Source organism: Bradyrhizobium sp. BLXBL-03 (assembly GCF_051853015.1).
In the GTDB taxonomy this organism is placed as follows: domain Bacteria; phylum Pseudomonadota; class Alphaproteobacteria; order Rhizobiales; family Xanthobacteraceae; genus Bradyrhizobium; species Bradyrhizobium manausense.
In genome coordinates this window covers 3,701,216-3,724,567 of sequence record NZ_CP182470.1, presented here as the reverse complement: position 1 = coordinate 3,724,567, position 23,352 = coordinate 3,701,216, and the positions used below count along the sequence as shown (strand labels likewise).

At 63.0% G+C, this 23,352-nt stretch carries 28 protein-coding genes and 1 tRNA gene; 6 read left to right on the top strand and 23 right to left on the bottom strand.

Translation table 11 applies throughout. The features are described 5' to 3' along the window. Window positions 1–6 precede the first annotated feature (6 nt). The 13 genes from ACNJX9_RS17840 to ACNJX9_RS17780 form a co-directional block, all read right to left on the bottom strand. Window positions 7–195 carry a hypothetical protein gene (locus ACNJX9_RS17840; RefSeq protein WP_439409768.1) on the bottom strand — a complete coding sequence of 63 codons (189 nt, stop codon included), beginning with the start codon at window positions 193–195 and terminating at the stop codon, window positions 7–9. Between the two features lie 172 nt (window positions 196–367). Further along, the gene (locus ACNJX9_RS17835) at window positions 368–583 is read right to left on the bottom strand and encodes a hypothetical protein (RefSeq protein WP_439409767.1); all 216 of its coding nucleotides are present in this window, start codon (window positions 581–583) and stop codon (window positions 368–370) included. A 1-nt stretch (window position 584) separates the two neighbouring features. Then, on the bottom strand, window positions 585–854 hold the full coding sequence (locus ACNJX9_RS17830) for a hypothetical protein (RefSeq protein WP_439409766.1): 270 nt from the start codon (window positions 852–854) through the stop codon (window positions 585–587). Then, a complete protein-coding gene (locus ACNJX9_RS17825) occupies window positions 851–1,048 on the bottom strand; it encodes a hypothetical protein (protein ID WP_439409765.1) in 198 nt (65 codons plus the stop codon). Before ACNJX9_RS17825 ends, ACNJX9_RS17830 begins: the two co-directional genes overlap by 4 nt. Next, a complete protein-coding gene (locus ACNJX9_RS17820; protein ID WP_439409764.1) occupies window positions 1,045–1,473 on the bottom strand; it encodes a hypothetical protein in 429 nt (142 codons plus the stop codon). Before ACNJX9_RS17820 ends, ACNJX9_RS17825 begins: the two co-directional genes overlap by 4 nt. Before the next feature lie 187 nt (window positions 1,474–1,660). Continuing rightward, a complete protein-coding gene (locus ACNJX9_RS17815; protein WP_439409763.1) occupies window positions 1,661–2,410 on the bottom strand; it encodes a hypothetical protein in 750 nt (249 codons plus the stop codon). A 5-nt stretch (window positions 2,411–2,415) separates the two neighbouring features. Continuing rightward, a complete protein-coding gene (locus ACNJX9_RS17810; RefSeq protein ID WP_439409762.1) occupies window positions 2,416–2,580 on the bottom strand; it encodes a type II toxin -antitoxin system TacA 1-like antitoxin in 165 nt (54 codons plus the stop codon). Beyond that, window positions 2,543–3,163: a hypothetical protein gene (locus ACNJX9_RS17805; RefSeq protein WP_439409761.1), complete on the bottom strand. Its 621-nt coding sequence runs from the start codon at window positions 3,161–3,163 to the stop codon at window positions 2,543–2,545. Before ACNJX9_RS17805 ends, ACNJX9_RS17810 begins: the two co-directional genes overlap by 38 nt. Window positions 3,164–3,761: 598 nt before the next feature. After that, window positions 3,762–5,030 (bottom strand): AAA family ATPase, encoded by a 1,269-nt coding sequence (locus tag ACNJX9_RS17800; RefSeq protein ID WP_439409760.1) that lies wholly within the window; start codon window positions 5,028–5,030, stop codon window positions 3,762–3,764. Continuing rightward, entirely contained in the window at window positions 5,027–5,899 is an 873-nt protein-coding gene (locus ACNJX9_RS17795; protein ID WP_439409759.1) for a DUF7146 domain-containing protein, read from the bottom strand. Before ACNJX9_RS17795 ends, ACNJX9_RS17800 begins: the two co-directional genes overlap by 4 nt. Further along, window positions 5,896–6,060, bottom strand: coding sequence for a hypothetical protein (locus ACNJX9_RS17790; protein ID WP_439409758.1), 165 nt, complete (start codon window positions 6,058–6,060; stop codon window positions 5,896–5,898). Before ACNJX9_RS17790 ends, ACNJX9_RS17795 begins: the two co-directional genes overlap by 4 nt. Then, on the bottom strand, window positions 6,057–6,341 hold the full coding sequence (locus ACNJX9_RS17785) for a transcriptional coactivator p15/PC4 family protein (RefSeq protein WP_439409757.1): 285 nt from the start codon (window positions 6,339–6,341) through the stop codon (window positions 6,057–6,059). The genes ACNJX9_RS17790 and ACNJX9_RS17785 overlap by 4 nt, the downstream gene beginning before the upstream one ends. Before the next feature lie 12 nt (window positions 6,342–6,353). Further along, window positions 6,354–6,584 (bottom strand): helix-turn-helix domain-containing protein, encoded by a 231-nt coding sequence (locus tag ACNJX9_RS17780; RefSeq protein ID WP_439409756.1) that lies wholly within the window; start codon window positions 6,582–6,584, stop codon window positions 6,354–6,356. A gap of 115 nt (window positions 6,585–6,699) precedes the next feature. Here ACNJX9_RS17780 and ACNJX9_RS17775 point away from each other — a divergent pair, with 115 nt between their 5' ends. Further along, window positions 6,700–7,218: a hypothetical protein gene (locus ACNJX9_RS17775; protein WP_439409755.1), complete on the top strand. Its 519-nt coding sequence runs from the start codon at window positions 6,700–6,702 to the stop codon at window positions 7,216–7,218. A gap of 100 nt (window positions 7,219–7,318) precedes the next feature. Next, entirely contained in the window at window positions 7,319–8,407 is a 1,089-nt protein-coding gene (locus ACNJX9_RS17770) for a tyrosine-type recombinase/integrase (RefSeq protein WP_439409754.1), read from the top strand. Window positions 8,408–8,497: 90 nt separating this feature from the next. Here ACNJX9_RS17770 and ACNJX9_RS17765 read toward each other — a convergent pair. Then, window positions 8,498–8,573, bottom strand: a tRNA-Trp gene (locus ACNJX9_RS17765). Between the two features lie 149 nt (window positions 8,574–8,722). Between ACNJX9_RS17765 and ACNJX9_RS17760 the strand changes: the two genes are divergently transcribed. Beyond that, a complete protein-coding gene (locus tag ACNJX9_RS17760; RefSeq protein ID WP_439409753.1) occupies window positions 8,723–9,946 on the top strand; it encodes a serine hydrolase domain-containing protein in 1,224 nt (407 codons plus the stop codon). Between the two features lie 173 nt (window positions 9,947–10,119). Here ACNJX9_RS17760 and ACNJX9_RS17755 read toward each other — a convergent pair whose 3' ends face one another. Both ACNJX9_RS17755 and ACNJX9_RS17750 read right to left on the bottom strand, forming a co-directional pair. Beyond that, window positions 10,120–10,887: an SDR family NAD(P)-dependent oxidoreductase gene (locus ACNJX9_RS17755; protein WP_439409752.1), complete on the bottom strand. Its 768-nt coding sequence runs from the start codon at window positions 10,885–10,887 to the stop codon at window positions 10,120–10,122. 113 nt (window positions 10,888–11,000) lie between these two features. Next, window positions 11,001–11,699: a histidine phosphatase family protein gene (locus ACNJX9_RS17750; RefSeq protein WP_439409751.1), complete on the bottom strand. Its 699-nt coding sequence runs from the start codon at window positions 11,697–11,699 to the stop codon at window positions 11,001–11,003. A gap of 133 nt (window positions 11,700–11,832) precedes the next feature. On the opposite strand from ACNJX9_RS17750, the gene ACNJX9_RS17745 reads away from it, so the two are divergent. Both ACNJX9_RS17745 and argE read left to right on the top strand, forming a co-directional pair. Then, window positions 11,833–12,618: an SDR family NAD(P)-dependent oxidoreductase gene (locus tag ACNJX9_RS17745; protein WP_271597643.1), complete on the top strand. Its 786-nt coding sequence runs from the start codon at window positions 11,833–11,835 to the stop codon at window positions 12,616–12,618. Between the two features lie 1,281 nt (window positions 12,619–13,899). Continuing rightward, on the top strand, window positions 13,900–15,087 hold the full coding sequence (gene argE, locus ACNJX9_RS17740; RefSeq protein ID WP_439409750.1) for an acetylornithine deacetylase: 1,188 nt from the start codon (window positions 13,900–13,902) through the stop codon (window positions 15,085–15,087). Window positions 15,088–15,203: 116 nt separating this feature from the next. Here the strand turns inward: argE and ACNJX9_RS17735 are convergent, their stop codons facing one another. The 3 genes from ACNJX9_RS17735 to ACNJX9_RS17725 all read right to left on the bottom strand — a co-directional run bounded on the left by ACNJX9_RS17735 (window position 15,204) and on the right by ACNJX9_RS17725 (window position 18,650). Beyond that, the gene (locus tag ACNJX9_RS17735; protein WP_057745667.1) at window positions 15,204–15,830 is read right to left on the bottom strand and encodes a LysE family translocator; all 627 of its coding nucleotides are present in this window, start codon (window positions 15,828–15,830) and stop codon (window positions 15,204–15,206) included. A gap of 387 nt (window positions 15,831–16,217) precedes the next feature. After that, window positions 16,218–17,276: a phosphotransferase family protein gene (locus ACNJX9_RS17730; RefSeq protein WP_439409749.1), complete on the bottom strand. Its 1,059-nt coding sequence runs from the start codon at window positions 17,274–17,276 to the stop codon at window positions 16,218–16,220. A 138-nt stretch (window positions 17,277–17,414) separates the two neighbouring features. After that, a complete protein-coding gene (locus ACNJX9_RS17725; protein ID WP_057745676.1) occupies window positions 17,415–18,650 on the bottom strand; it encodes an acyl-CoA dehydrogenase family protein in 1,236 nt (411 codons plus the stop codon). Between the two features lie 331 nt (window positions 18,651–18,981). On the opposite strand from ACNJX9_RS17725, the gene ACNJX9_RS17720 reads away from it, so the two are divergent. Then, window positions 18,982–19,644 (top strand): TetR/AcrR family transcriptional regulator, encoded by a 663-nt coding sequence (locus ACNJX9_RS17720; protein WP_439409748.1) that lies wholly within the window; start codon window positions 18,982–18,984, stop codon window positions 19,642–19,644. Window positions 19,645–19,647: 3 nt separating this feature from the next. On the opposite strand, the gene ACNJX9_RS17715 is transcribed toward ACNJX9_RS17720, so the two are convergent. From ACNJX9_RS17715 to ACNJX9_RS17700, 4 genes are all read right to left on the bottom strand, one after another. Further along, on the bottom strand, window positions 19,648–20,040 hold the full coding sequence (locus ACNJX9_RS17715; protein ID WP_439409747.1) for a RidA family protein: 393 nt from the start codon (window positions 20,038–20,040) through the stop codon (window positions 19,648–19,650). 90 nt (window positions 20,041–20,130) lie between these two features. Beyond that, complete coding sequence (locus tag ACNJX9_RS17710; protein WP_057745682.1) at window positions 20,131–20,346, bottom strand: hypothetical protein; 216 nt, start codon at window positions 20,344–20,346, stop codon at window positions 20,131–20,133. Window positions 20,347–20,631: 285 nt separating this feature from the next. Then, the gene (locus ACNJX9_RS17705; protein WP_057745916.1) at window positions 20,632–21,861 is read right to left on the bottom strand and encodes a CaiB/BaiF CoA transferase family protein; all 1,230 of its coding nucleotides are present in this window, start codon (window positions 21,859–21,861) and stop codon (window positions 20,632–20,634) included. A 182-nt stretch (window positions 21,862–22,043) separates the two neighbouring features. Next, window positions 22,044–23,249 carry an MFS transporter gene (locus tag ACNJX9_RS17700; RefSeq protein WP_439409746.1) on the bottom strand — a complete coding sequence of 402 codons (1,206 nt, stop codon included), beginning with the start codon at window positions 23,247–23,249 and terminating at the stop codon, window positions 22,044–22,046. Between the last annotated feature and the right edge of the window lie 103 nt (window positions 23,250–23,352).

Here is a 23,352-nt window from a genome sequence, read left to right as displayed (position 1 = left end):
CGCTACCTACTCGACAGGAAGGGACTCGGCCTTGAGCAGATTGCAAAACTGTCCATCATCAAGACCGGCAAGACCGCGGAGCGTACCGCACACCTTGCGCCAGCGTGCGTTCTGCTCCTTCAAGTCTCGCGCCGTCGCGCGGACCGCCTTGATCTCGCGCTTCAGTCCGATGATGGCCGTCTCGCTATTGCTCATATAGTCCTTCAATAAGGCGGGTTGATTTCTCTCCCGCACTCAACCCTAAGCGCGGATGCACGGAGCCATCGCCTAGCTCCTTGGAGCTGCAAAATTGTGGGCCGATTTCTCCCCGCACTCGGCCCGGGCACGGATGAAAGGGCCGCCGGTGCCCCTGGAGCTCTCAAACGCATCACTCGCCACCGGTGCCGAGCTCGCGCAACGCACTCGTGTTGCACTCGAAGCCGATGCTGTTCGCCTTCGCGGAGGCCTTGACGGCGCGGTGGTAAGCGATGTCCGCGGCCTTAATCGCAGCCTGGTTACCAGCAGTCTTGTAGGCGGCCTGCTGCGTCATCTCTGCCAAAAACACGTTGTTATCGTGAGTCCGGTTGCCGGAATATCCACTCATGTCAGTTGCTCCAATTTGTGAGGACGCACATGCCGGCTACAACCGGCGTTTCGAACGACGTCATTTTCAAGAGCGCATCGAAACGATCGACGAGTGACTTGTCTTTGCGCGAAATTATCCACTCCACTCCGCGCAGAAATTCACGCGTATTCTTGTTCGTGCGCGCTTCAACTTCCATCGTCCGATGGACAGTCTCGATCGCGTCGACAAGCTCGGCACCGAAGCAGGGCTGTTCTCGCATCTCAGTCAGAAAGCTCTCGAGCGGGGTCATGCGTTTGCCACCGCTCGCACGGCACAGCTGATGAACATGAAGCCCTTCGGCATGCGGGGGCGCGCCAGCCGCTGAACTTCCCCCATCCAATCGGGACTGGCCTTGGCGGCCGCGACCTGATCGTCGGACAGTTCAACAACGATCGTCCGCTGCGTGCTCTTATTCGGGTTAACGACACCAAGTTCGTATTTCACGGCTTTGCCTCCGCATTGATCATCGTGTTGGCGATCGTTAGCATCCGCAGTTCTTGCGATCCGCCCTGAAGGAGGTTGCGGACAAATTCGGGATTGCGGCCGAGCGCATCAAGCCGCTCACGTGCTTGACGCTGCATCGTCGCATCGATGGTGCCGCCTTGGGCCCATGCCAGAACCTCGCGCCCAGCTTGCTCCGAAGCTGGCAATCCGACGCCAGCGAGGTAATCCGAGAGGCCCGCGGCATCTTGGGCGTCCGCTGCGGCTGCCTGCGCCTTAAGGAGATCATCCACGGTCGGCGTAGACGGCTGCTGCGGCGCCTGTCCGGTGGAAGCCGCGTAATCCTTGGCGATCTGCGTAAGCTTCTCGGTCGCGGCGTCTGAAGACATGGCCCAAATGTCTTGCGGCTCGTTCGTTTGGTCGGTCATGCGGCCTTCTCCGAATGCATGCCGAGCGCCTTGCGGGCTTCCGCGCGGTTCGCCAGCGTCATCGGACCGCAACCCTCGTCAGAGGATTTGCACGGGTGTTTGCAGCAGTTGACCGTGCTGACCACACACCGCTCGTTCGTACAGGCGGATGGGCAGCGATCTCGCGTCAGTCCAGCGAGGTTCAATTTCATGCCGCGTCCTTTCTGGCCGGTTTCAGCCCGTCCAGGTGCTGGCGGAGGAGGCTCACATAGTAGGCTCCCATCCGCGAGAAAACATCGGCGAGCGGCTCGATGCTGGCCGGGTTGTCGATCTGGCTTAAAGCCGGCGACCTCGCACCCGGAAGATAGGCGCCTGAGACGCAGTTCCTGTGCATCTCACCTGCGATCAACACATCGGTGCTTGCCGGGAAGACCGCGCCGCCGATCGTGGTGTCCATCAGGTCGAAGTTGAGCGCAAACGGAATGATCCCGCTCGGCAATGCCTGCTGCAAACCTTGCGTGCAGGTCAGAAGTTCGTCCCGCAATTTCGCGGCCTTTGCGACCGCCGCTGCGAGCTCACTTCCCTTTTCCCGCCACGCTTCGGCGGCTGCCCGGAAGACATCGAACTGCGCTTCTCGCCCGGCCGCTTGCCGGCGGTCCTCATCCTCGATGTCTAGACGCTCCGCCAGCTGCAGAGCCGCCGTAAGCTCGTCAGCGGCCGTTCTGGCGGCGGCGATCTTCGCGCGGTGCGCGCTCAGCCGCTCGGCTGCGCCCGGCTTCCGTTCGACGGCCTCAAGCGTGAGCTCGGCGACCTCGACCTCGAGCGCAGCCAGGACTGCCTTGGCTCCGTCAAGTTTGACTCTTACAGCCGGCGCGCGCGGCCCGCCGTCGGCAGCCACGTCGCTCTGCTCTGGCTGGTCGCTGATCTCGGCGCCAGCTTTCCTGCGAAACATGCTCATGATTTTCACGCTGCTTCGCTGCGCTGCTGGCCGGCCTGCCTGGCGGCGATCGCGTCCTCCACCAGGTTGGCGACAAACTGGCTGACAGTGCGCCGATCGGCTGACGCCGCCGCACGTATGGCCTGTTCGAGCTCAGGCTTCGGGCGGAAGCTGATGTGGGGTTTTGACATCGTTGTTCTCCGTTGTGGACGCCACCATCGTCTCGGCGCGCGGGTCCAACAACGCACCGTCTGTGGCCGGACGTGGTCCAAAGTTCTGCCGGGCAACCCAGCGACGACGCATCTTTGCCGTTTGATCGGGATCCTCGAGCAGCACGATCGCGACAACACCAAGCCCCAACGCCTGGAGGACGAGCTGCAACGTGCCACCGGACAGCCCCTTGCGCGGGCGCGGGCTCAGCACCTTCGAGCTGTACCGGTCCGCCCAGCCGATCAGCGCGTCGATGCCGTCGTGCGACAAATCGAGGAATTCCTTGCGTGCCCGCAGCGCTGCAACGAGCTCGGCACGACTTGTGACAATCCTGGCGACATCCGCAGTCGGCTCGGCCGGAGCGGACACGGCTCCAGGCGCGCAAGCGGCGGGCGCTGGTGGGTCTTTCGGCGGGCGGGCGACCTTCGCGCGCGTGAAAGCTGGCGAAACGCTCAGGCGTCGGCCTCGCCGCTTTGGCAGATACTTGACCAGCGTCGTGCCGGCGTTCGGAGCCGCACTGGACTGATCCGCGATATCTTCCAGGAGTTCGAACTGATCACTCATGCGGGAGGGCGCAGCATTTGTGGACGAGTAATGCTGAAAGACGCGCCGGAATTTTCCAGGCCGCCGCGAAAAAGAGCGGGGAGCTTCGATATAGCGATCGAGTCCTGGCGTCGGCCCCCGGCACCCCACCCACCGGTCAAAAGGGCTCGATCCCCAGCCTTTTCGGAGACTTCAGCCGTTTCGCCAGCGATCGGCCGCCTCGCGCGCGCCTGGACTGCTTCAACAGAGTGAAAGACTGAGTTGGCACCCGCGCGCGAAATCCCCTCCCCGAATGCGCAAACCGGTGGCGAGCCGATGCCAAACGTCTGATCTTGCACGCGATCGTTAGGCTTGTACGCGGTGCCTGTCCCAAGCCATGGCCCAACTAACCGGTTACTTGCTCGGCGGCGGCTGCGGAATATTGCTCTCGCGATTGCTGGCGGATTGATGGTTAGCACACGCTCTCGGCCAATGAGCTCTTCCTGCTTACTGCCTATCACATGAGAGGAGCAGCACGTGCACTGCGTGCTAGCTCCTATGTGTAGGCAGTTGGAGTAGTACACACGGGAGTAAGCAGCCAGTGAGCAGGCAGCACACACGGGAGTAAGCATGGTGTTGGTCATGCTTGCCGCCTCTCTGCAAGCCGCTCGAACTGGCGGGAATGCTGACGGTATGTCTCGACGTAAAGCCTGTTGGTGTTGAACAGCCGGGACATTGCGTCCTCGAAATCGCCCTTCTTGATGCGGAGGCACTTGGCGCCGTCCTCCTTGGCGAAGAGGCTTGGCGCGTAAGTCGGAGCGTTCTTCTTGTGGCTGACGTTGCGTCCCTGCCCATCAAATCGCCGCAGCAGTTCGAGGAACAGGTCCTCGGTCTTCATCTCGCGGGCGAGCTTGTCGAGGCTCGAGGCGCCGCCTTCGGGCAGGAATAGACCGTTCTGATAGCGCAGGACGATGCTTTCGCCGATCGGCCCATACTGATTCTTCTTGAACTCGATCTCGCGCAGATCGCTGTCGGGCTGCTCGCCGTCGGCTGCTTTGACGCCTTTGAGGTATTGTCGGAAGCGGAAAGCGCCGTGCCAAGCCGTCGACCCCGAGATCCCGGAACCTGAATTGATGCCTTGCAAGCTGGGGTGGCTCAGGATCGTCACCGCGCCATCGGCAACAGCAGCCAGTGCCTGCATATGCATCGCGAAGGCGTAGACCTGGACGCGGTCAATCTCGTTTCCGGAGAAGGCTCGCGACAAGGTGTCGATGGAGATGTTCCGCGGCTTGATGTCGCCGGCGGCCTCGTAGAGCCGGCGATAGAGGCCCGTGACCTCTACCCGGCCGGTCCGCGGATTGACGGCGCACAGGGTCGCGTCCTGGCCGAGCAGCGGCAGCACATGCAGGCCGCCCTTGATCAGGTCGGCAAAGGTGACGTTGCAGTGCTTGGCGATGCCAGCAAGTCGGATGTGGATTTCTTCCTGGTCGTCCTCGGCGCCCAGGTAGAAAGCGGGGCCAGGCTCAGGGAGAGAACCGAGCCAATCCAGGCCCATGACGTGAGCGACGTTCTTGTGGAGCTCGACGAGGCTCTTCCCTGTGCCGCCCTCTCCCGAGAACAAGCCCGCCTGCTTGATCGGCACCCGGTCCTTGATCACCCACTTGCGTTCTGGAACGGGCGCGCCGTCCCACACCGACATGTCGAGCCAGGGCAGCTTCTCACCGGGCTTGGCCTCTGCCGGCTTCTCGGGGCCGTCGTCGGTCGAATCTTGAAATTCATCATAGCTCTCCGCCGGCGGTGTATCCGCGCGCGGATCGCTCAGACCAAGCCCGGTGAACGTGTCATCAGGAACAAACCTGGTCAATTTGACGACCTCGGCTGCGCGCGCGGTGGGTGCTGGAATGTTCATGATGCCAAGGCGTCATTCATGTCGCCGACTGCGTGCGGCGTTACGACAATCACTTCACGCTGTTCCGCTACCCACCGATTGCCGCAGGCCTGGACCCCGCGCGCATTGGCGCCGCTGTCGTCCGTCTCAGCCAGTATTGTCAGCGCATCGATGCCGGGCAGCACCGGGAATGTGCTGATTGCGCCAGCCGAGCCGAGCGCCCACACCGGCCTGAAACCGAGTTGGCGGCCCGCAAGGCAAGTCTCAAAGCCCTCACCGATAGTCAGACCCTGCTCGACATCCTCGTCGGCATCGATCTTGATTGCACCGCCGGCCACCGGGCCTAGCATCTTGCGGTCGATCTTCTTGCCGTCGCGCGTGAGCGCTGTACGGTGTATCGCCTGGAGCTTGTCATCGGCGATCGACCGGAACGCGGTGACCATGCACGGCAGGCGGACACCGGGCCCGAACGGGCAAGCGGGATGGAAGCGAACAACGCGGTTCGCAATGTCTTCCGGCAACTCGAGGCGTCGGCTCGCAAGATAGACTTCAGCCAGCGTGCCCCGCGGATCAACCGCTTCGCTCCAGAGCGAAAGCACCGTGCCGTTGTCGTTACGCTTGGCCGTTACGGAAACGTTTCGCTGCCGTTTCACATAATCAGCCGGCGCCTGCCCAAGCCGCTGCAGGATGTGCTTTCGGCAGTCCTGCCAAGCGTCATTGGCGTGCGAGAAACAGACAAAGCCATCGGGGTCCGTCGCCGATGGTGCGACACTGAGTGAACGGTCTTTTGCGGAGTGTCCGGGACCAGGGCAAAGGATGAAGGCGCCATCGCGCCCTTTCATGACGTCGCCGCCGAGTGCCGTGGCCATGCTGCGAAGGGAGAGCGTCATGGCCTCGCCTCCTGGACAAGGTCGCGCGCGGCCTGAACTGCTTCGCGCCGGCTGCCGTAAAGCCAGCCAAAGCGGTCCTTGATGACGAACCAGCCGCCAGGCTCGTCTGGCACGATGCGCGGGATACTCGCAGTGATGATTGTGGTGGGGCGTGCGTTCACTCGTCGCCCTCGCCTTCGCTGATCAGACCGATCTCGCGCGCTTTCGCCACTGCCTTGGCCACTCCCGCGGAAAACTCTTCCAGGCGGCCAGGCGTCACCGTCACGCCGGCTTTCGTCGGGACAGCTTGACCCTGGGCGTTCAGGGTAAAGGTGCGAATATCCAGGTAGGCGTGTCCCTCATATTCGCGGAGCACGAGATGGATGGTGTGCCTCCGATTGCGAGGCGACTTCCACATCTTTGCGATCTCAACGGGCTCGTCGAGCTGCGGGCGCTTGCTCATGATGAAGCGCCCTCACGCCAGCGCCAGAAGCTTCGCGAACGCCGCTTTCGGCACCAACATCCGGTTGCCGAGCTTGATGGTCGGAATGTGCCCGGCCTTGGCGTGGGCGTAGGCCGCAGCCCGTCCCAGCCCCAGCTTGCGTCCGGCTTCTTCGACCGACAGGACCAAGCACGATTCGTCATGGTCGCGAGCGATAACCTGCTGATTTTCTGTGTCTTTTACCTCTTCGGAACGGGTTTTCACCGCTGCTCTCCGTCTGTAATTGTCCAAATTTGTGCGATTTGTATTGCACAAATCACCAAATCTGCTATACGCATAGTCCTAATTTGTATAACTTACAACCGGGAGAACACGGGCTGTGAAAAAACCGGAGAAGGAATCTGTGCAGACGGCAATTCGTCTGCCGCGCCAAACTCATCAATGGCTAAGCGAGCGGTCGGAGGGGATCACCGACACGATCAAGCGTGGGCTCGAGCTCGTCGCGATCGAGGAAACGGCTGATGAGCCAACCCGCGAATTCGCTCGGCTGATTTTCGAGTTAGCGCGAGAGGTTGAGCTTGAAACTGGCGCAGCATGGCACGCTGACGCCGGCGCCTACCGCACCTTCCGAAAGGCCATGAGCATGGCCAATGCGAAGTGGCGCCCTGCAGGTGTCCCCGACAGTACGCTGGAAAAGGTCGAGCTAAAGGCCTTTCAGGACCGATCGCATGCCAGTCGGCCCACAAACGACACGGACGAACTTGGCGTCTGGCTTGCCCATGACGTCGTAGATGCCCCGGATCGTGAGGCTCGCGCTCGAATTCGGGCAGCTCGTGAGAAGGCGCTCAAAGAGATCGTCAAGCTGCATCAGACCGGAGGAGAAGAAGGCAATGGCTAAATCCAGGCGCAAGCGCTCGCACAACAGCGGATCGATCCAGAAGTTTGGCACCGATAAATATAGGCTTCGGTATCGTGTCGACGGCAAGCGGCATTCGCAGATGTTCGACGGCACCAAGGACGAGGCAGAGGCCAAGCTGCGCGATATCTTCACGTCGGCGGACAAGGGCACGTTCGTTGCCCCCACTGACAAGACCGTTGGAGGATGGATCGACTATTGGCTGAAGATCGGTGCACCTGGAAGCCGGCGCAACAAGCCGGTCAGCCCGCGGACGCTGGAACGGTATTCGCAATTGCTCCGCACGCATGTGAAGCCGAGCCTCGATAAGATCCAGCTTCAGAAGCTTACGGCTCGTCGGATTTCGGAACTGTATGCTGAGCTTCAGACCAAAGACATCGCACCTCGTACGCTCGTGCACGTGCATGTGGTCTTCGGTGCCGCACTTGGTGCGGCCGTGCGATCAAAAGAGCTATCTGTCAGCCCGATGGCGCACCTGCTCAACGCACCGACCGCGGACGAGGCAGACCACGGCATCGCGCTCGACGAAGCGCAGATGAAGAAACTGGTCGAAGGCTTCCGGCGCTCAGCGCTTTTCCTGATCGTCGCGATCGCGGCCTATACCGGCATGCGCCGCAACGAGATCCTCGCCTTGCGGTGGAATGACCTCGACGTCACGGATAGAACGCTGCGCATCCGGCGCGCGCTCGAGCAGACCAAGGGCCACATCGGCTTCAAGCCACCCAAGACGAAGCGCGGCATCCGGGACATCGACATCGAGCAGCGTCTAGTCGACCTCTTGATTGCCGAGCGGGAACGGTACTTGCGGCTGAAGGCAGGGATTGTGGATAATTCGGCGCAGGTCGACCTATCGCTGCTGAAGCTACCGGAGGAGGCCCTGATTTTTCCCTCCTTCGCCGGTCCCAAGTCGGACTTCACCCGCCCCCGCGATCCCCGCGCTGTGACCCGAGCGTTCACGAAGCTGGCCGACAAGGTGGGCTTCCCCGGCCTCCGGTTCCACGATCTACGGGGCAGCCACGGCACCCAACTCCTTCGCCGTGGCGTACCTGTCGACGTCGTCGCCCGGCGCCTGGGCCACGATCCCTATACGCTGCTGAAGTCCTACGCGAAGGAGATCGCCACCGATAAGGACCGCATCACGAAAGAGCTTACCGGCATGGTGTCGCTCTAATAGAACGGCCGCAGAACGGCTTTGGGACACGGGTTGGGACAGCGCTAGGAGAGGAAGAGTTTAAGGAGCCGGCTAAACCATTGATTTTGCTGGCAGGAGTGGCAGGGCTCGAACCTGCGACCCCCGGTTTTGGAGACCGGTGCTCTACCAATTGAGCTACACTCCTACGAACCTGCGTCGCCGCGGCTCAGGGGCGCTTTCAAGCACAGGGGACGACCGGATTGCAAGGGAGAAGCGCATTGGGCCCGCTTGTTCACAGTGCCGCTTCTGGGCCAGTGTTGCGCCCGAACGACAAGAACACAGCCGGGAGCCCCCATGAACGCCCACGCCGCCACGACAGTCGCCTCTGCAGCCCGCACACCGGCCCTGCCGGACGCCCGCCCCGAAACCCTCGGCCTGTCGCGGCCCCGCCTGCAGGCGATGTCGGATGCGTTCAAGCGCGAGATCGACAAGGGAACCATCCCCGGTGCGACCGTGCTGGTCGCCCGAGGCGGCCAGGTCGGCTGGTTCGAGGCGCTCGGCAAGCAGAGCCCGGCAGCCGCAGCGCCGATGGCGCTTGATTCGATCTTCCGGATCTTCTCGATGACCAAGCCGATCGTTTCGGTCGGTGTCATGGCGCTGGTCGAGGACGGCCACCTCCTGCTCGGCGATCCCGTCGCCAAGTTCATTCCGGAATTCGCGAACCAGAAGGTCGGCGTCGTCAGCGGCGGCAAATTGGAACTGGTTGCACCAAAGCGGCCGATGACGGTGCAGGACCTGCTCCGCCACACCTCGGGTCTTACTTACGAGCACCAGGGCGAGGGCCCCGTGCACAAGCTCTATCAGGAATCCCGCGTCCGCAGCCGCAAGATCACCAATGCGGAGCACGCCGCACTGGTGGCGAGCTTTCCGCTGGTCTGCCATCCCGGCGACGAATTCAACTACAGCCGCTCTACCGATATCCTCGGCCGCATCATCGAGGTCGTCACCGGCAAATCGCTCGGCGCATTCCTGTCGGAGCGTATCCTTGCGCCCTTGCAGATGACCGAGACCGGCTTCTCGACCTCCGAGGCCAATGCCGGCAGGCTCGCCCAGCCGTTCGAAGCCGACCCATGGACCGGCGACAAGGTCGCGCTGTTCAACATGCTCGAGCAGCCGGTGATGGAGTCCGGCGGCGGCGGTCTGGTCTCGACCACGATGGACTACGCCCGCTTCGCACTGATGCTGCGCAATGGCGGCACCCTCGACGGCGCCAGGATCATCGGTCGCAAGACGCTGGAGCTGATGGCCTCGGATCACCTCGGACCCCACATTCAGACCAACGGCACGCTGCTCGCGCCCGGCCACGGCTTTGGCCTCGGCTTCGCCGTGCGCCGCGAAGCTGGTATCGCGCCGTTCCCCGGCAGCGTCGGCCAGTACTCCTGGAGCGGCATCGCCGGCACGTTCTTCTGGATCGATCCGAAGGAGGACCTGATCACGGTGTTCATGAGCCAGGGCCCGGGACAGCGTGATTTGACAAGGACGCTGGTGCGGAACCTGGTTTACGCGGCGGTGGAGTGAGGTCGCTTCCCGTCGTTTAGTCGCAACGCTGCATCCTAATCCTCGCTGCCATGCCCCGGCTTGACCGGGGCATCCAGTACGCCGAGGCGGATGTTGTGAGAGCGAGCTCTCTATTGCCGGCCACAGCGATACTGGATCGCCCGCCTTCGCGGGCGATGACACCTGTTGTTATCTCAACTGATCGTCGCGCCGCCGTCGATCACCATGGTCTGGCCGGTCATGAAGTCGCCGGCCCTCGAACCCAGGAACACGGCTGCACCCGCGATCTCGTCGGGAATGCCGATGCGCAAGAGCGGCGAACGTGAGGTCGACGCTTTCAAATTCTCCGGATTGTCCCACAGCGCCTTGGCAAAATCGGTCTTGATCAGGCCGGGCGCGATGCAGTTCACGCGGATGTTGTGCTTGCCGTATTCGCAAGCGAGGTTGCGCGCGAGCTGCATGTCGGCGGCCTTCGAGATCGCGTAGGCGCCGAGAATGGTCGAGCCTTTCAGTCCGCCGATCGAGGAGACGATGATGATCGAGCCGTCCTTGCGCTCGATCATCTGCGGCACCACCATCGAGATCAGCCAGTTGTTGGCGACGATGTTGTTGTCGAGAATCTTGCGGAACTGGTCGTCGGAAATGCCGGCCAGCGGGCCGTAATACGGGTTCGACGCGGCGTTGCAGACCAGCACGTCGATCTTGCCGAAGGCGCGGTTGCTCTCGTCGACGAGGTTTTGCAGATTCTCCTTCGAGGAGATGTTGGCGGCGATCGCGACCGCGGTGCCCTTGCCGTACTTCTCGTTGATGTCCTTGGCGACCTGCTCGCAAACGTCAGCCTTGCGCGAGGAGATCACGACCTTGGCGCCGTGCTCGGCCATGCGCTCGGCGATCGCAAGCCCGATGCCGCGCGTCGAGCCGGTGATGACGGCAACTTTACCCTTCATGTCGAACAAGGTCATGCTTTCCTCCCAGATTGATCTTCAATGTCATTCCGGGGCGATGCGAAGCATCGAACCCGGAACCTCGAGATTCCGGGTTCGGCTCTTCGAGCCGCCCCGGAATGACTGCGAACTCACGCGAGCTTCTTGACTTCCGGCCCTGACGGCTGATGCATCTCGGCATGGGCATCGTCGGCGATCCAGGGTTGCTGGTTCACCATCGGCAGCCGCCAGACCGAGCGCTCGGTGCTGGCGAAATAATCGAGCCGCGTGATCGAGACGTTGTCGATGTCGAACGACAGCGCCCGCTCGACCTGGCCGTCGAGCGCTAGGCCGATCGCCGCCTTGATGGTGCCGCCATGCGCGACCGCGATCACGTCCCGCCCAGCCGCCTCATTGTTGATCCGATCGATGGTCCGGCGCGTCCTGATATAGAGATCCATAAAGCTCTCGCCGCCGGGTGCGGGCTCGTTGATGTCGGCAAACCAGTTCGAGCCGACGGGACGGCTCGCAATGAAGGCGGCGCGGTTCATGCCCTGCCAGCGGCCGAGATTCTGCTCGGCGAGGTCCGCCTCCCATGTCATCGATTCAGGCTTTGGATAGCCCGCCGCCCAGATCGCTTCCGCGGTCTGATGCGTGCGCATCAGATTGCTCGAATACCAAACCGCCTGGCGCGGCAGCACCTTGGCAACGGCATTGAAGACGTAGGTGTCGCTGGTATCGCAGGCGATGTCGCTCTGCCCGTAGATGTTGCCGCCGTCGTTGCGCACCGGCGCATGCCGGACCCACCACCATCGCGTGATGACCACATCAGGCTTGTCTTCGGCTGCCATCGAAACCCTTCCATCCTGTCTCATGTCGCTGTACGTGAGGTGTGAACGTGTCTCAAGACACTTTACTGTTTGAAATCTTGTTTGAAATTCCGTCGCGCGGCAAGCGTCGCGTGCCAAGCAAAGGGAGAAACGCATGGGCCGCCTGCAAGGCAAATCCGTCATCATCACCGGCGCCGGCAGCGGCATCGGCCGCGCGGCTTCGCTGCTGTTCACCAAAGAAGGCGCCAAGCTGATCGCGGTCGATCGCACCGAGGCGGTGAAAGAGACCGTCGACGAGGTGAAGAAGGCCGGCGGCGTTGCGGAAGCCATGATCGCCGACGCGGGCTCGGAGAAGGATGTCATTGATGTCATCGACAAGGCGGTGACGACGCATGGAAGGCTCGACGTGATCTGGGCCAATGCCGGCGTCTCCGGCGGGCTCGTTCCGCTCGGCGAGCAGACCGTCGAGCATTGGCAGGAGGTGCTGCGCGTCAATCTGATCGGGCCGTTCCTCGCGGTGAAGCATGCGATGCCGCATATGGTGAGGCAGCAATCCGGCGCGATCGTGCTCACGGCGTCGGTGGCGGGCCTCAAGGCCGGCGCCAGCGGACATCCCTATGCCGCGAGCAAGGCCGGCGTTATCTCGCTGGTGCAGACCACGGCCTATTCGCTCTCCGGCACCGGCGTGCGCATCAATGCGGTCTGCCCCGGCCTGATCGAAACCGGCATGACCAAGCCGATCTTCGACCGCGCCAAGGAGCGCGGCACCCATGACAAGATCGGCCAGCTCAATCCGCTGAAGCGTGCCGGCCAGCCGCACGAGCTCGCGGCGATGGGATTGTTCCTGGCGAGCGATGAAGCCTCTTATGTCAACGGCCAGGCGTTCCCGGTGGATGGTGGTCTCACGGCGTCGATGCCGTATACGGGCAAGCCGGTTTAGTCCAGTCTCGCGTCCCGGACGCGCTGCAGCGTTCTTACGCTGTTGCGCAGAGCCGGGACCCAGCAGGCTTCAGGGCTCGCTGAGAGATGGGCCCCGGCTCTGCAGCGCACCGCACCGGACGATGCTCCGCATCGCCGGGTACGCTGCGCTGCGTCCGGGGCAGGAGAGCGAAGTTTGGTGCGAATCTCTCTCGACACCGTCATTGCGAGCGCAGCGAAGCAATCCAGAGTTTTTCCGCGATGACACTGTACCATCCGTCATCCTGAGGTGCGAGTGGCGCAGTGCATTGGCACTGCGCCGGGAGCCTCGAAGGATGAACGGCCGAGATGCAGCCGGGCCGTCGCCCTTCGAGGCTCGCCGAAGAGGCGAGCACCTCAGGGTGACGGCGATGGGTAAGCGCCCGCCGCAGCATTCGCTCTCTCAGACACAGCTTCGCATCCTCGCGGCCCATCTCGCCCGAGCTTTGCTCTGCAACGTCACCCTCAAATGAAAGAGGGCGCAGGGAAGACCGGGTGCCCGACCGGCACCCACGGTCCACTGTGCAATAGGTTGCGCTACAAGAGGCTGCACAGCGGCATACAGGTGAAGCCGAAACATCCGGCCTTCCCTGCGCAGTGGTTTGACGGCTTATGTCGTGCTCTCCCCGGGGAGCGATGCACTATTGCCCCCGTCGTCTCGCAGATGACTGATGCGAGGACCCGGTTGGGCCACACGCACCACCACGAGCCTTGGCGCCCAGGCTCCGGGCGCCAGGACCACACGATTTTGCCGTACGCAGGAACCACACCGGTCGTTTGCGCGACGTTTCTGCTCACGGTTGCCCGCCCTGCAAAGCCTAATCGCGCCGATGTGGCCTGCGCCTACCACCGTCCGGCCCGCGTCGTGACGATCGCGATACGCCCCTCTTCCATGGGCCGGGATGCGCGATACATACGCCATTTCCGAATTTCGGTAAAGTAGAATACTTTTTGCCGGCCGGCATTGCCCCACGCCTCGTGTGTTTTGCCCGACGGGCAACGCAAGGTTTGGTGGCTCTCCTTCGTCATTCCGGGGCGCGGCGAAGGCGCGAACCCGGAATCCATTTCACCGCGCGTGAGTAGCCTGTAGCCCGGATGGAGCGAAGCGCAATCCGGGATTCCATCCAAGGCGGACAGAGCGGCCCCGGATTTCGCTGCGCTCCATCCGGGCTACGCGCCTGTGTTGATTTGCTTGCCAAGCCGCCCCATTGGTATGGTTCATGCAGGCGATTTCAGCCTCTGCAATCTCCGACAAGAAATGACAATGCCCAATCCGATCTTCCCGAACTCACGCCCCGACCGTATCCGCAACATGCTTGCCGAGCTTGTCGGCTTCGACACGATCAGCGACCGCACCAACCTGCCCCTGATCGCACATATCGAAAGCTACCTCGCCTTCCTCGGCGTCAAAGGCGAGCGCATCACCGACGAAACAGGGACGAAGGCCTCGCTCTGGGTCACGATCGGACCGGAGGATAAGCCCGGTCTCGTGCTGTCAGGGCACACCGACGTCGTACCCGTCGTCGGCCAAGACTGGAGCCACGACCCGTTCAGGCTGGTCGAGCGCGACGGCAAGCTTTTCGGCCGCGGCACCACCGACATGAAGGGCTTTGTCGCGGTGTGCCTCGCCATGGTGCCGGAGATGCTGGAAGCGAAGCTGACGACGCCGATTCATCTTGCGATCTCCTATGACGAGGAGATCGGCTGCGTCGGGGTGCGGCCGATGCTTGCCGAGGTCGCGAAGAAGAAAGTGAGGCCGCTCGGCGCCTTCATCGGCGAGCCGACCGAGATGAAGGTCATCATCGGCCACAAGGGCAAGCACGGCGTGCGCGCGACGTTCCACGGCCTCGCCCGCCATTCGTCGATCGCGCCGGACGGCGTCAACGCCATCGAATATGCCGCCGAGCTGATCACCGAGATCCGCCGCCGCGCGGTGAAGCTCGCTGGCGAAGCCGAGCGCAACGGCCTCTACGACGTGCCGCATTCGACGCTGCTGACCAGCATCGTGCATGGCGGCGCGGCGCTGAACATCGTGCCTGACACATGTACCGTAGATTTCGAATGCCGCGGCATCGGCATCACCGAGTCCAAGGAGGTGACGGATGCGATCATCGCCTGGGCCAGGGCCGAGCTCGAGCCGGCGATGAAGGCGAGACATCCCGAATGCGGCATCGATTTCGAGGAGATCCTCGACTACCCCGCGCTCGACACCAGGGCGGATGCGGCGATCGTCACGCTGGCCAAGAGCCTTGCGGGGCGCAACGACCATGCCAAGGTCGCGTTCGGTACTGAAGCCAGTTTGTTCGCCAGCATGGCCGATATTCCGTCTGTGGTGATCGGACCGGGCTCGATTGCACAGGCGCATACGCCGGATGAGTTCATCGCGATGGCCGAGCTGGAAAAGTGCGCGAGCTTTGTGGAGAGACTGATCGCGCATTGCGCGAACAATTGAAAACGTAGGGCGGATTAGCGCAGCGTAATCCGCCATTCTCTCCGCTCTCAGCACTGTGGCGGATTACGCTGCGCTAATCCGCCCTACGGGTCCGGGCTCAGAGTCAGCGTTGCCCCTCATCGCTCCTGCAACGCCAGTCGCACGCCGACGGCACAGTAGATGGTCCCGACCACCTTGCCCTGCCACTTCACCACGGCAGGGTGGCGGCGCAGGAGATTGCCGAGCCGGCCGGCGCCGAGGGCGAATACGACGGTGCTGACCAGGCCAAGCAGCACGAAGACAATGCCCAGGATCGCAAGCTGAAGTCCGATCGAACCGTGCTCCGGCCGCACGAATTGCGGCAGGAAGGCAAGGAAGAACAGCGCGGTCTTGGGGTTGAGCACCTCGGTCAGCACGGCCTGGCGAAAGGCGCGGCCCGCGCCGATCGCGGGCACGCCGCCGTTCAGCTCGATCGGCGCCTTGTCGAGCATGGCGCGAATGCCGAGATAGATCAGGAATGCGGCGCCCGCATATTTAACGATGCTGAACAGCAGCGCCGAGGTCGCGATGATCGCCGAGAGGCCGACGATGGCCATGCTGGTGTGGATCAGGTCACCGGCGGCAATCCCGGCGCCGGTCGCGATGCCGGCCTTTGTGCCGGAGCTTGCGGCGCGCGCCATGGTAAGCAGCGTCGCCGGGCCCGGGATGAAGACGAAGCCGAGAACGATGAGGACGTAGGTGATGAGAGTGGCGTGGTCGATCATGCGGCGGGCTCCGGGGGCGGATCAGTGCAGAGGAGATATGATGGATGTCGGGGTGTCAAATCCGCCCTACGCACCAGTGCGGATAGGGCGTCTCGCAATTCGCCTCCGCGTCATTGCGAGCGCAGCGCAGCAATCCAGACTGCAACCGCGAAAAGATTCTGGATTGCTTCGCTGCGCTCGCAATGACGGCGGAACGAGCTTACCCTATCGCAGGTGTCATGCCCCGGCTTGACCGGGGCATCCAGTACGCCGCGGCCTTTCGGTCAACATCAGCGTCTCTGGAATACTGGATTGTCCGCCTTCGCGGGCAATGACAGAGAGGCCGTGGAGAGAGTGCTCGATCAAAACAGAAAAAAGGCGCAGCCACCAGCCACGCCTTCGTTGTGTCTACACCGCGCCGGCCCTCTGCGCGTATTCCCACGACGCCTTCGACAGCGGCACGGTGCGCTTGGCTGACTCCAGCGCCTTGGCGTTGGCGGCGGTGCCGTCCCGGACGCGACCGGCGATGCCCTGGGTGATGCCGGCGAGGCGGAACAGATTGTAGGCGAAGTACCAGTTCAGATCGGGCACCGTCATCCTGGTGACATTGCAATAGATCTGCGCGGCTTCCTCGACGCTCGGGATGTTGAGCGCCTTGAGGTCGGCGCCTTCGAGGCCCGGCATGATCCACTGCATCAACAGATAGGTGAAATCGGCCATGGGATCGCCGAGCGTCGACAGTTCCCAGTCGAGCACGGCCTGCACGCGTGGTTCCGTCGGGTGGAAAATCATGTTGTCGAGGCGGTAGTCGCCATGGACGATCGAGACGCGCGCCTGCTCCGGCACGGTCTTGGGCAGCCATTCAGCAACCTTCTCGAACTCCGGAATGTGCTGGGTCTCGGACGCGCGATACTGCTTGGTCCAGCGGTCGATCTGGCGCGCGAAATAATTGCCAGGCTTGCCGAAGTCGCCGAGGCCAATCGCGACCGGATCGTACATATGGAGCTTCGCCAGCGTCTCGATCTTGCTGGTGAAGATCTTTCGGCGCGCATCTTTGTCCTGGCTCGGCAGCGTCGGATCCCAGAACACGCGCCCCTCCTCCATCGACATGATGTAGAAGGCAGCGCCGATGACGCCGTCGTCCTGGCACAGCGCATAGGCGCGCGCGACCGGGAAGCCCTGCTTTCCAAGGGCTGCGATGACGCGATACTCGCGGTCGACGGCGTGTGCGGACGGCAGCAATTTGCCGAACGGTTTTCTGCGCATCACGTAGGAGCGCGTGGGCGTGTTGAGCCGGTAGGTCGGATTGGACTGGCCGCCCTTGAACTGGAGGACGACGAGCGGGCCTTCAAAGCCTTCGACATGCTCGCGCATCCAGGCCTCAAGCCTGAGCTCGTCGAAGCGATGACGCTCCTCGACTGGCTTGGTGCCCGAGAACTCCTCGTCTTTCCTGACGCCGTCAGTCACGTGACGCTCCCCTCTTTTCATTGCCGTCATTCCGGGATGGTCCGAAGGACCAGACCCGGAATCTCGAGATTCCGGGTTCGCGCTTTGCGCGCCCCGGAATGACGGTGAGGAGAGCGCTGCTAGCGCTCTCCGCCGTTTCTAGTGCTTCGGAGAATTTGCATACTTCCGAACCTCGAGCCTTGCAATGGCGCGATTGTGCACTTCGTCCGGACCGTCAGCGAGACGCAGCGTGCGGATGTGGGCGTAGTCCTTGGCAAGGCCGGCCTCATCGGAGACGCCGGCGCCGCCGAACGCCTGGATCGCCTCGTCGATGATCTTCAGCGCCATGTTGGGCGCGGCGACCTTGATCATGGCGATCTCCGCCTGCGCGGTCTTGTTGCCGACCTTGTCCATCATGTCGGCAGCCTTCAGACACAGAAGACGCGTCATCTCGATGTTGGTGCGGGCGTCGCCAATGCGCTGCTCCCACACCGAATGCTCGACGATCTTCTTGCCGAAGGCGGTGCGCGAGGAGAGCCGCCTCACCATCTTCTCCAGCGCTTCCTCGGCCTTGCCGATGGTGCGCATGCAGTGATGAATACGGCCGGGCCCGAGGCGGCCCTGCGCGATCTCGAAGCCGCGGCCCTCGCCCAGCAGGATGTTCTCCTTCGGGACCCGCACGTTCTCGAGCAGCACCTGGGCGTGACCGTGCGGCGCATCATCGAAGCCGAACACCGGCAGCATCTTCTCGACCTTGATGCCTGGCGTGTCGAGCGGAACCAGGATCTGCGACTGCTGCTGATGCTTCGCGGCGTTGAAATCGGTCTTGCCCATCAGGATCGCGATCTTGCAGCGGGGATCGCCGACGCCTGATGACCACCATTTGCGGCCGTTGATGACGTAGTGATCGCCGTCCTTCTCGATGCGGGTCTCGATGTTGGTGGCATCGGACGAGGCCACGGCCGGTTCCGTCATCAGGAAGGCCGAGCGGATCTCGCCGTCCATCAGTGGACGCAGCCATTTGCGCTTCTGCTCCCTGGAGCCGTAGCGGATGAAGACTTCCATGTTGCCGGTGTCGGGCGCCGAGCAGTTGAACACTTCCGAGGCCCAGGTGATGCGGCCCATCTCTTCCGAGAGCAGCGCGTATTCGAGATTGGTCAATCCCGCGCCGCGGAATTCATCGTCCTCATGCTCGCTCGGCGGCAGGAACATGTTCCAGAGGCCTTCGGCCTTCGCCTTCTTCTTGAGGTCTTCAAGGATCGGAATCACCTTCCAGCGGTCGCCGCTCTTGTCCTGCTGATCGTAGATCGGCACCGCCGGACGCACGTGCTTGGCCATGAAGGACTGCACGCGCTCGAGCCATTCCTTCTGCTTGGGCGACATATCGAAGTCCATGGGACGCTCCTCGTCTCTCGCTTTGAAAGCCTGTTTTGCGCCGGACTGTCCTCCCGCGGTGCGCGGCCCGCAACCGCCATAAGGCGGATTGCGGGGCGTGGAACCGGCGGCACCCTGGTGCGGCACAATTCCATCAGGCGGATTGACTTTCGCCGGCCTTCAAACGATAGTTTCATACAAGTGTTTGAAATGCAACTCCCCTCGGCGCTGCGCGGCCCTCCTCACGTCATTCCGGGGCGACGCGAAGCGTCGAACCCGGAATCTCGAAATTGCAGCGCGAGATTCCGGGTTCGGCACTTTCGTGCCGCCCCGGAATGACGAGGTCCCGATCATGGCCAGCGATCATACGAGGTCTGCCATTCTCGCCGCCGCCGAACGGCTCTATGCCGATCGCGGCTTTGGCGACGTCACACTGCGCGACATCGTCGCCGCGGCGGGCGTCAACCTCGCGGCTGTGAACTATCATTTCGGCTCGAAGGACGAGCTGATCGCGGAATTATTTGTCACCCGCTCGATCGCAACCAATCGCGAGCGCTTGCGCGAATTGAAGGCGGCGGAAGAAGCCGGCGGCGGCCGCGCGCCGATCGAGGTGATCTTGCGCGCGCTGGTCGGTCCCACACTGCGCGGGTGCCTGGGCCCCGAGAACCAGCGCTCCACCGCGGCGCGCTTCATGATCCGCGCCTCGATCGAGTCAGTGCCGCCGATCCGCCGCATCAAGAACCGCGAGATCGACCATTTGCGCAAATTCGCGGGCGCGATGCGCAGGTCCCTGCCCGACCGCAGCGACGTCGATATCTATTGGGGCCTGAATTTCGCGCTGGCGATGGCGCATCACACCATCCGCGAGAGCGAGCGCCTGACGAAACTGTCGGAGGGAAAATGCGATCTCGACGACGTCGAGGACGTGGTCGAGCGCGTCGTCAGCGTCGCGACGATGGCGCTGACGGCGGGACGAACGGAGACCAAGGCGGCGCCGAAGGTCGCGGCGCGGTAGTCCTCAAATCATCGCGATGCAGTCGATCTCGACGTCGAACGGACCGAACCATTCCGGCGTCACGACGAAGATCCGCGCCGGCGGATCTTCAGGGAAATAGCGCGCATAGATCGTGTTGAACGTGGCGAAGTGCCTGGTCGAGGTGCAGTAGACGTTGCACTTCATGACATTGTCGAGCGAGGCGCCGGCCGTCTGAAGGCACAGCTTCATCTGCTCCATGACGATTTCGCTTTGGCGCTCGATTCCCATCCCGCCGATCTCGCCCGTCTCCGGGTGAAACGGCGGCAGGCCGGCAACGAAGACCATGTTGCCGGCGCGCGTCACCGGCGAGGTCGGCGCCTTCACACGATCGAGAAAGGACGAGATCGGTTCGACGCGGAGCACTTCGCGTTTCATGGGCCACCTTCGGTTCAAGCGGGACTGCCTGCTGACTACATTATTCCGCAGCCAGCATGTTTCGCTTCTGATCGAAGTGTGGGTGCGGGGCTAGCCCCGCTGCGGCATCTCCTCAGCCTCTTCCTTGGCTAGCAGCAGCAGCATCTCGATGCCCATGTCGCCTTCCTGCGGCGAGCGGATGTACTTGATCTCTTCGGCGCTTTGCCGCAGTGCGGCAATGATCGCGACCGCCTGATTGGCAGTCGCTGCTTCGGTCGCCAGAATTGCCTTCTGGTCCTTCGCCTGGAACCCGATCGTGTAGGACATGCACGTGTCTCCCCGAACTCAGTAATGAGATCGAATCTGAGTCGGAGCCGAAACGAAAGCCTGTGCGCGTACGGACCGGGTTTATCTGGGGATTGCGCGCAAGCCTCAGATAAGGCCGCGCCATCGTCATGCTTTGGTCACCAGATGATGCGCAGGGCTAAAGCATGATCCGGAAAAGTGCGAAGCGGTTTTCCCTCGCGACGAACGAGGAACGCGTTTGCGCGGAGATCATGCTCAAACAATAACCTAAAGCGCGATGACGATTCATCATAGTCTCATCGCGCCTTAGATGATCCCCTGCTTCTTCAGCTCGTCGATCTTCCCGGCATCATAGCCGAGCTTGCCGCCGAGCACCTCCTTTGTGTGCTCGCCGAGCAGCGGCGGAGCGCGGTAGTCGGTGATCGGCGTGCCGGCGAAGGTCAGCGCATTGCGGATCAGCGACAGATCAGGCTGGAAGGGATGGTCCACCTTCACCCGCATGCCGCGCGACTGGACGTGCGGATCGGAAAACACCTGCTCGAAATCGTTGATCGGGCCTGACGGCACGCCGGCCTCCTCGAGCTTGTCCAGCCAATAGGCCACCGGCTTTTTCAGGAACAGGCCGGCGAAGATCGCCATGATCTCCTTGCCGTGCACGACGCGGTCGTTGTTCTTGACGAAGCGCGGATCGCTCGCGAGCTCGGGCTCGCCGAGAACGGCGCAGGTGCGCTGGAACTGGCCGTCATTGCCGACCACCACCATCAGCTCGCCGTCGGTGCAGCGGAATACGCCGGCCGGCATGCCGCCATTGCCCCAGGTGCCGCGGCGCGGCGGGATCTTGCCGTTGACGAGGTAGATCTGCAGCCAGTGGCTGAGCGAGGCGATCACGGTGTCGAACAGGCAGACGTCGAGATGCTGCCCGACGCCGCCATTGGCGTCGCGATGGTAGAGCGCCGAGAGAATCCCGATCGAGGCGTTCATGCCGGTCATGTAGTCGACGATGGAAGGACCGACCTTCATCGGGCCCTCGCCGGGCTCGCCGTCGATATGGCCGGTGACGCTCATCAAGCCGCCCATCGCCTGCAGAATGGCGTCGTAACCGGCACGCGGCGCGTAAGGGCCGGTCTGGCCAAAGCCGGTCACCGAGCAATAGATGATCCTGGGGTTGATCGCCTTGATCGTCTCGTAGTCGAGGCCGTAGCGCTTGAGATCGCCGACCTTGTAATTCTCCATGAAGACGTCGGCGTCCTTGGCGAGTTCGCGGATGATCGCCTGCCCCTCGGGCTTGGCGATGTTGACGGTGACCGACTTCTTGTTGCGGTTGGCGCAGAGATAGAACGAATTGTTGTTGTTGGCCTTGCCCTCGGGGTCGGCGAGGTAAGGCGGGCCAAAGGCGCGGGCGTCGTCGCCGGTGCCGGGCCGCTCGATCTTGATCACCTCGGCGCCCAGATCACCCAGCATCTGGGCCGACAAGGGGCCGGCGAGGACGCGCGTGAGATCAAGGATCTTGATGCCTGAGAGCGGCAAGGCCGACATGCGATTTCCTCCGGGGAACTGGATCTTGAAGCTGATCTTGGCGCAGCGGCGAGAGGCCGTGCCGCGCACCTGCGGATACACCATTTTGGTGCCCTGAGCACTGCACTGGCGGCATACGGCCATCCCCTGCCCGGCAGCGGACGCAGCCCCGCTGCGACGAATTCCGCGCTGCGAGTAACGCCTCAGGTCGCGGCCGCTGCGGCCAGCCGCGGCCGACGCCGTCCGAGCAGGATCAGGATCAGCACCGTCGCGCAGGAGATCACCAGCGTGAGGCCAAGCGCACCGCGGCTGCCGAACTGGGTGAGCAGGCCGGCAAGCAGCGGCGGCGAGATCGCCGAGGCCAGATTGAGCGGCAGTGCGATCATCGACATCGCCTTGGCGAACTCGGCCTGGTCGTAGAAGACCAGCGGGATCGTCGCCCGCGCCACCCCCATCGCGCCACTGCCGGCGCCATAGAGCAGGATGAAGGTTGCGACCGCCCAGGTCGCGCCCTCGCTCAGCATCAGCAGCACCATGGCGATGGGAAGCGCCGTACCGGCAACCAGCCCGGTGGTGATGCCGTCCCAGCGGCCGCCGCCGAGGAAGTCGAGGCCGCGGGCGCTGACCTGGATCACCCCCAGCATCGAGCCGAACGCGAGCGCCTGCGCGGGCGCGAGGCCCTCCGCTCGCAACAGCTCGATCAGGATGGCGCCAATGCCGAAATTGACGAAGGCGTTCATCGTGATCACGGAGGCAACGAGGCCGAAAGTGCTTCTTGGAATCGCAGGCGGCCGCACCGTCTTCACGGCCTCGGCATGTTCGTCGGTCACGATTTTGCGGCGCGGCGCGACGAACGCGTAGAGCGGGAGATTGATGCCGAGCAGCATGACTGCAAAGACCAGACAAGTGCCGCGCCAGCCGAACAGGTCGCTGAGGAAGGACGTCGTCGGCCAGAAGATGCTGCTGGACAGACCCGTCACCAGCATCAGCCCGCCGATGGCATTCTTGGCGCCCCGCCCTGCGACCTCGTTCAGCATGATGTAGGCGCCGGTCGACAAGGTGGCGCTGCCGCCCATGCCGAGAAATATCCAGCCGGCAAAATACAGGATCGGCTCGCGCGCGAAAAACAGAACGACGTAGCCCGGCGCGGAGACGACAGTGCCCACCATCATCACCTTGCGCGCGCCGTGGCGCGCAAAGGCCTTGGCGAGCCAGGGTCCGCACAGGCCCATGGTGACATAGAGCACCGAGCTGCCCGCGAACACCGCCGGCAAGCTCATGCCGAGATCGGACCCGAGGTCGCGGCCGACCACGGCCGGAAGGCCGATCGTACCCCATGCAATGAGCTGGGTGATTGCAAGCACCAGCAGGACCCCGATAAGCCTGCTGTCAGATTTCAAGAACCGCATTCCAGTCGTCGCCTGCCCGGCAGGCGCCGATCACGCCTGTGAGCCCCTCTTACCGGGAGACTCAGCACACGGGAACGCCGGCCGCCGAATGGCAGAAGGCAGC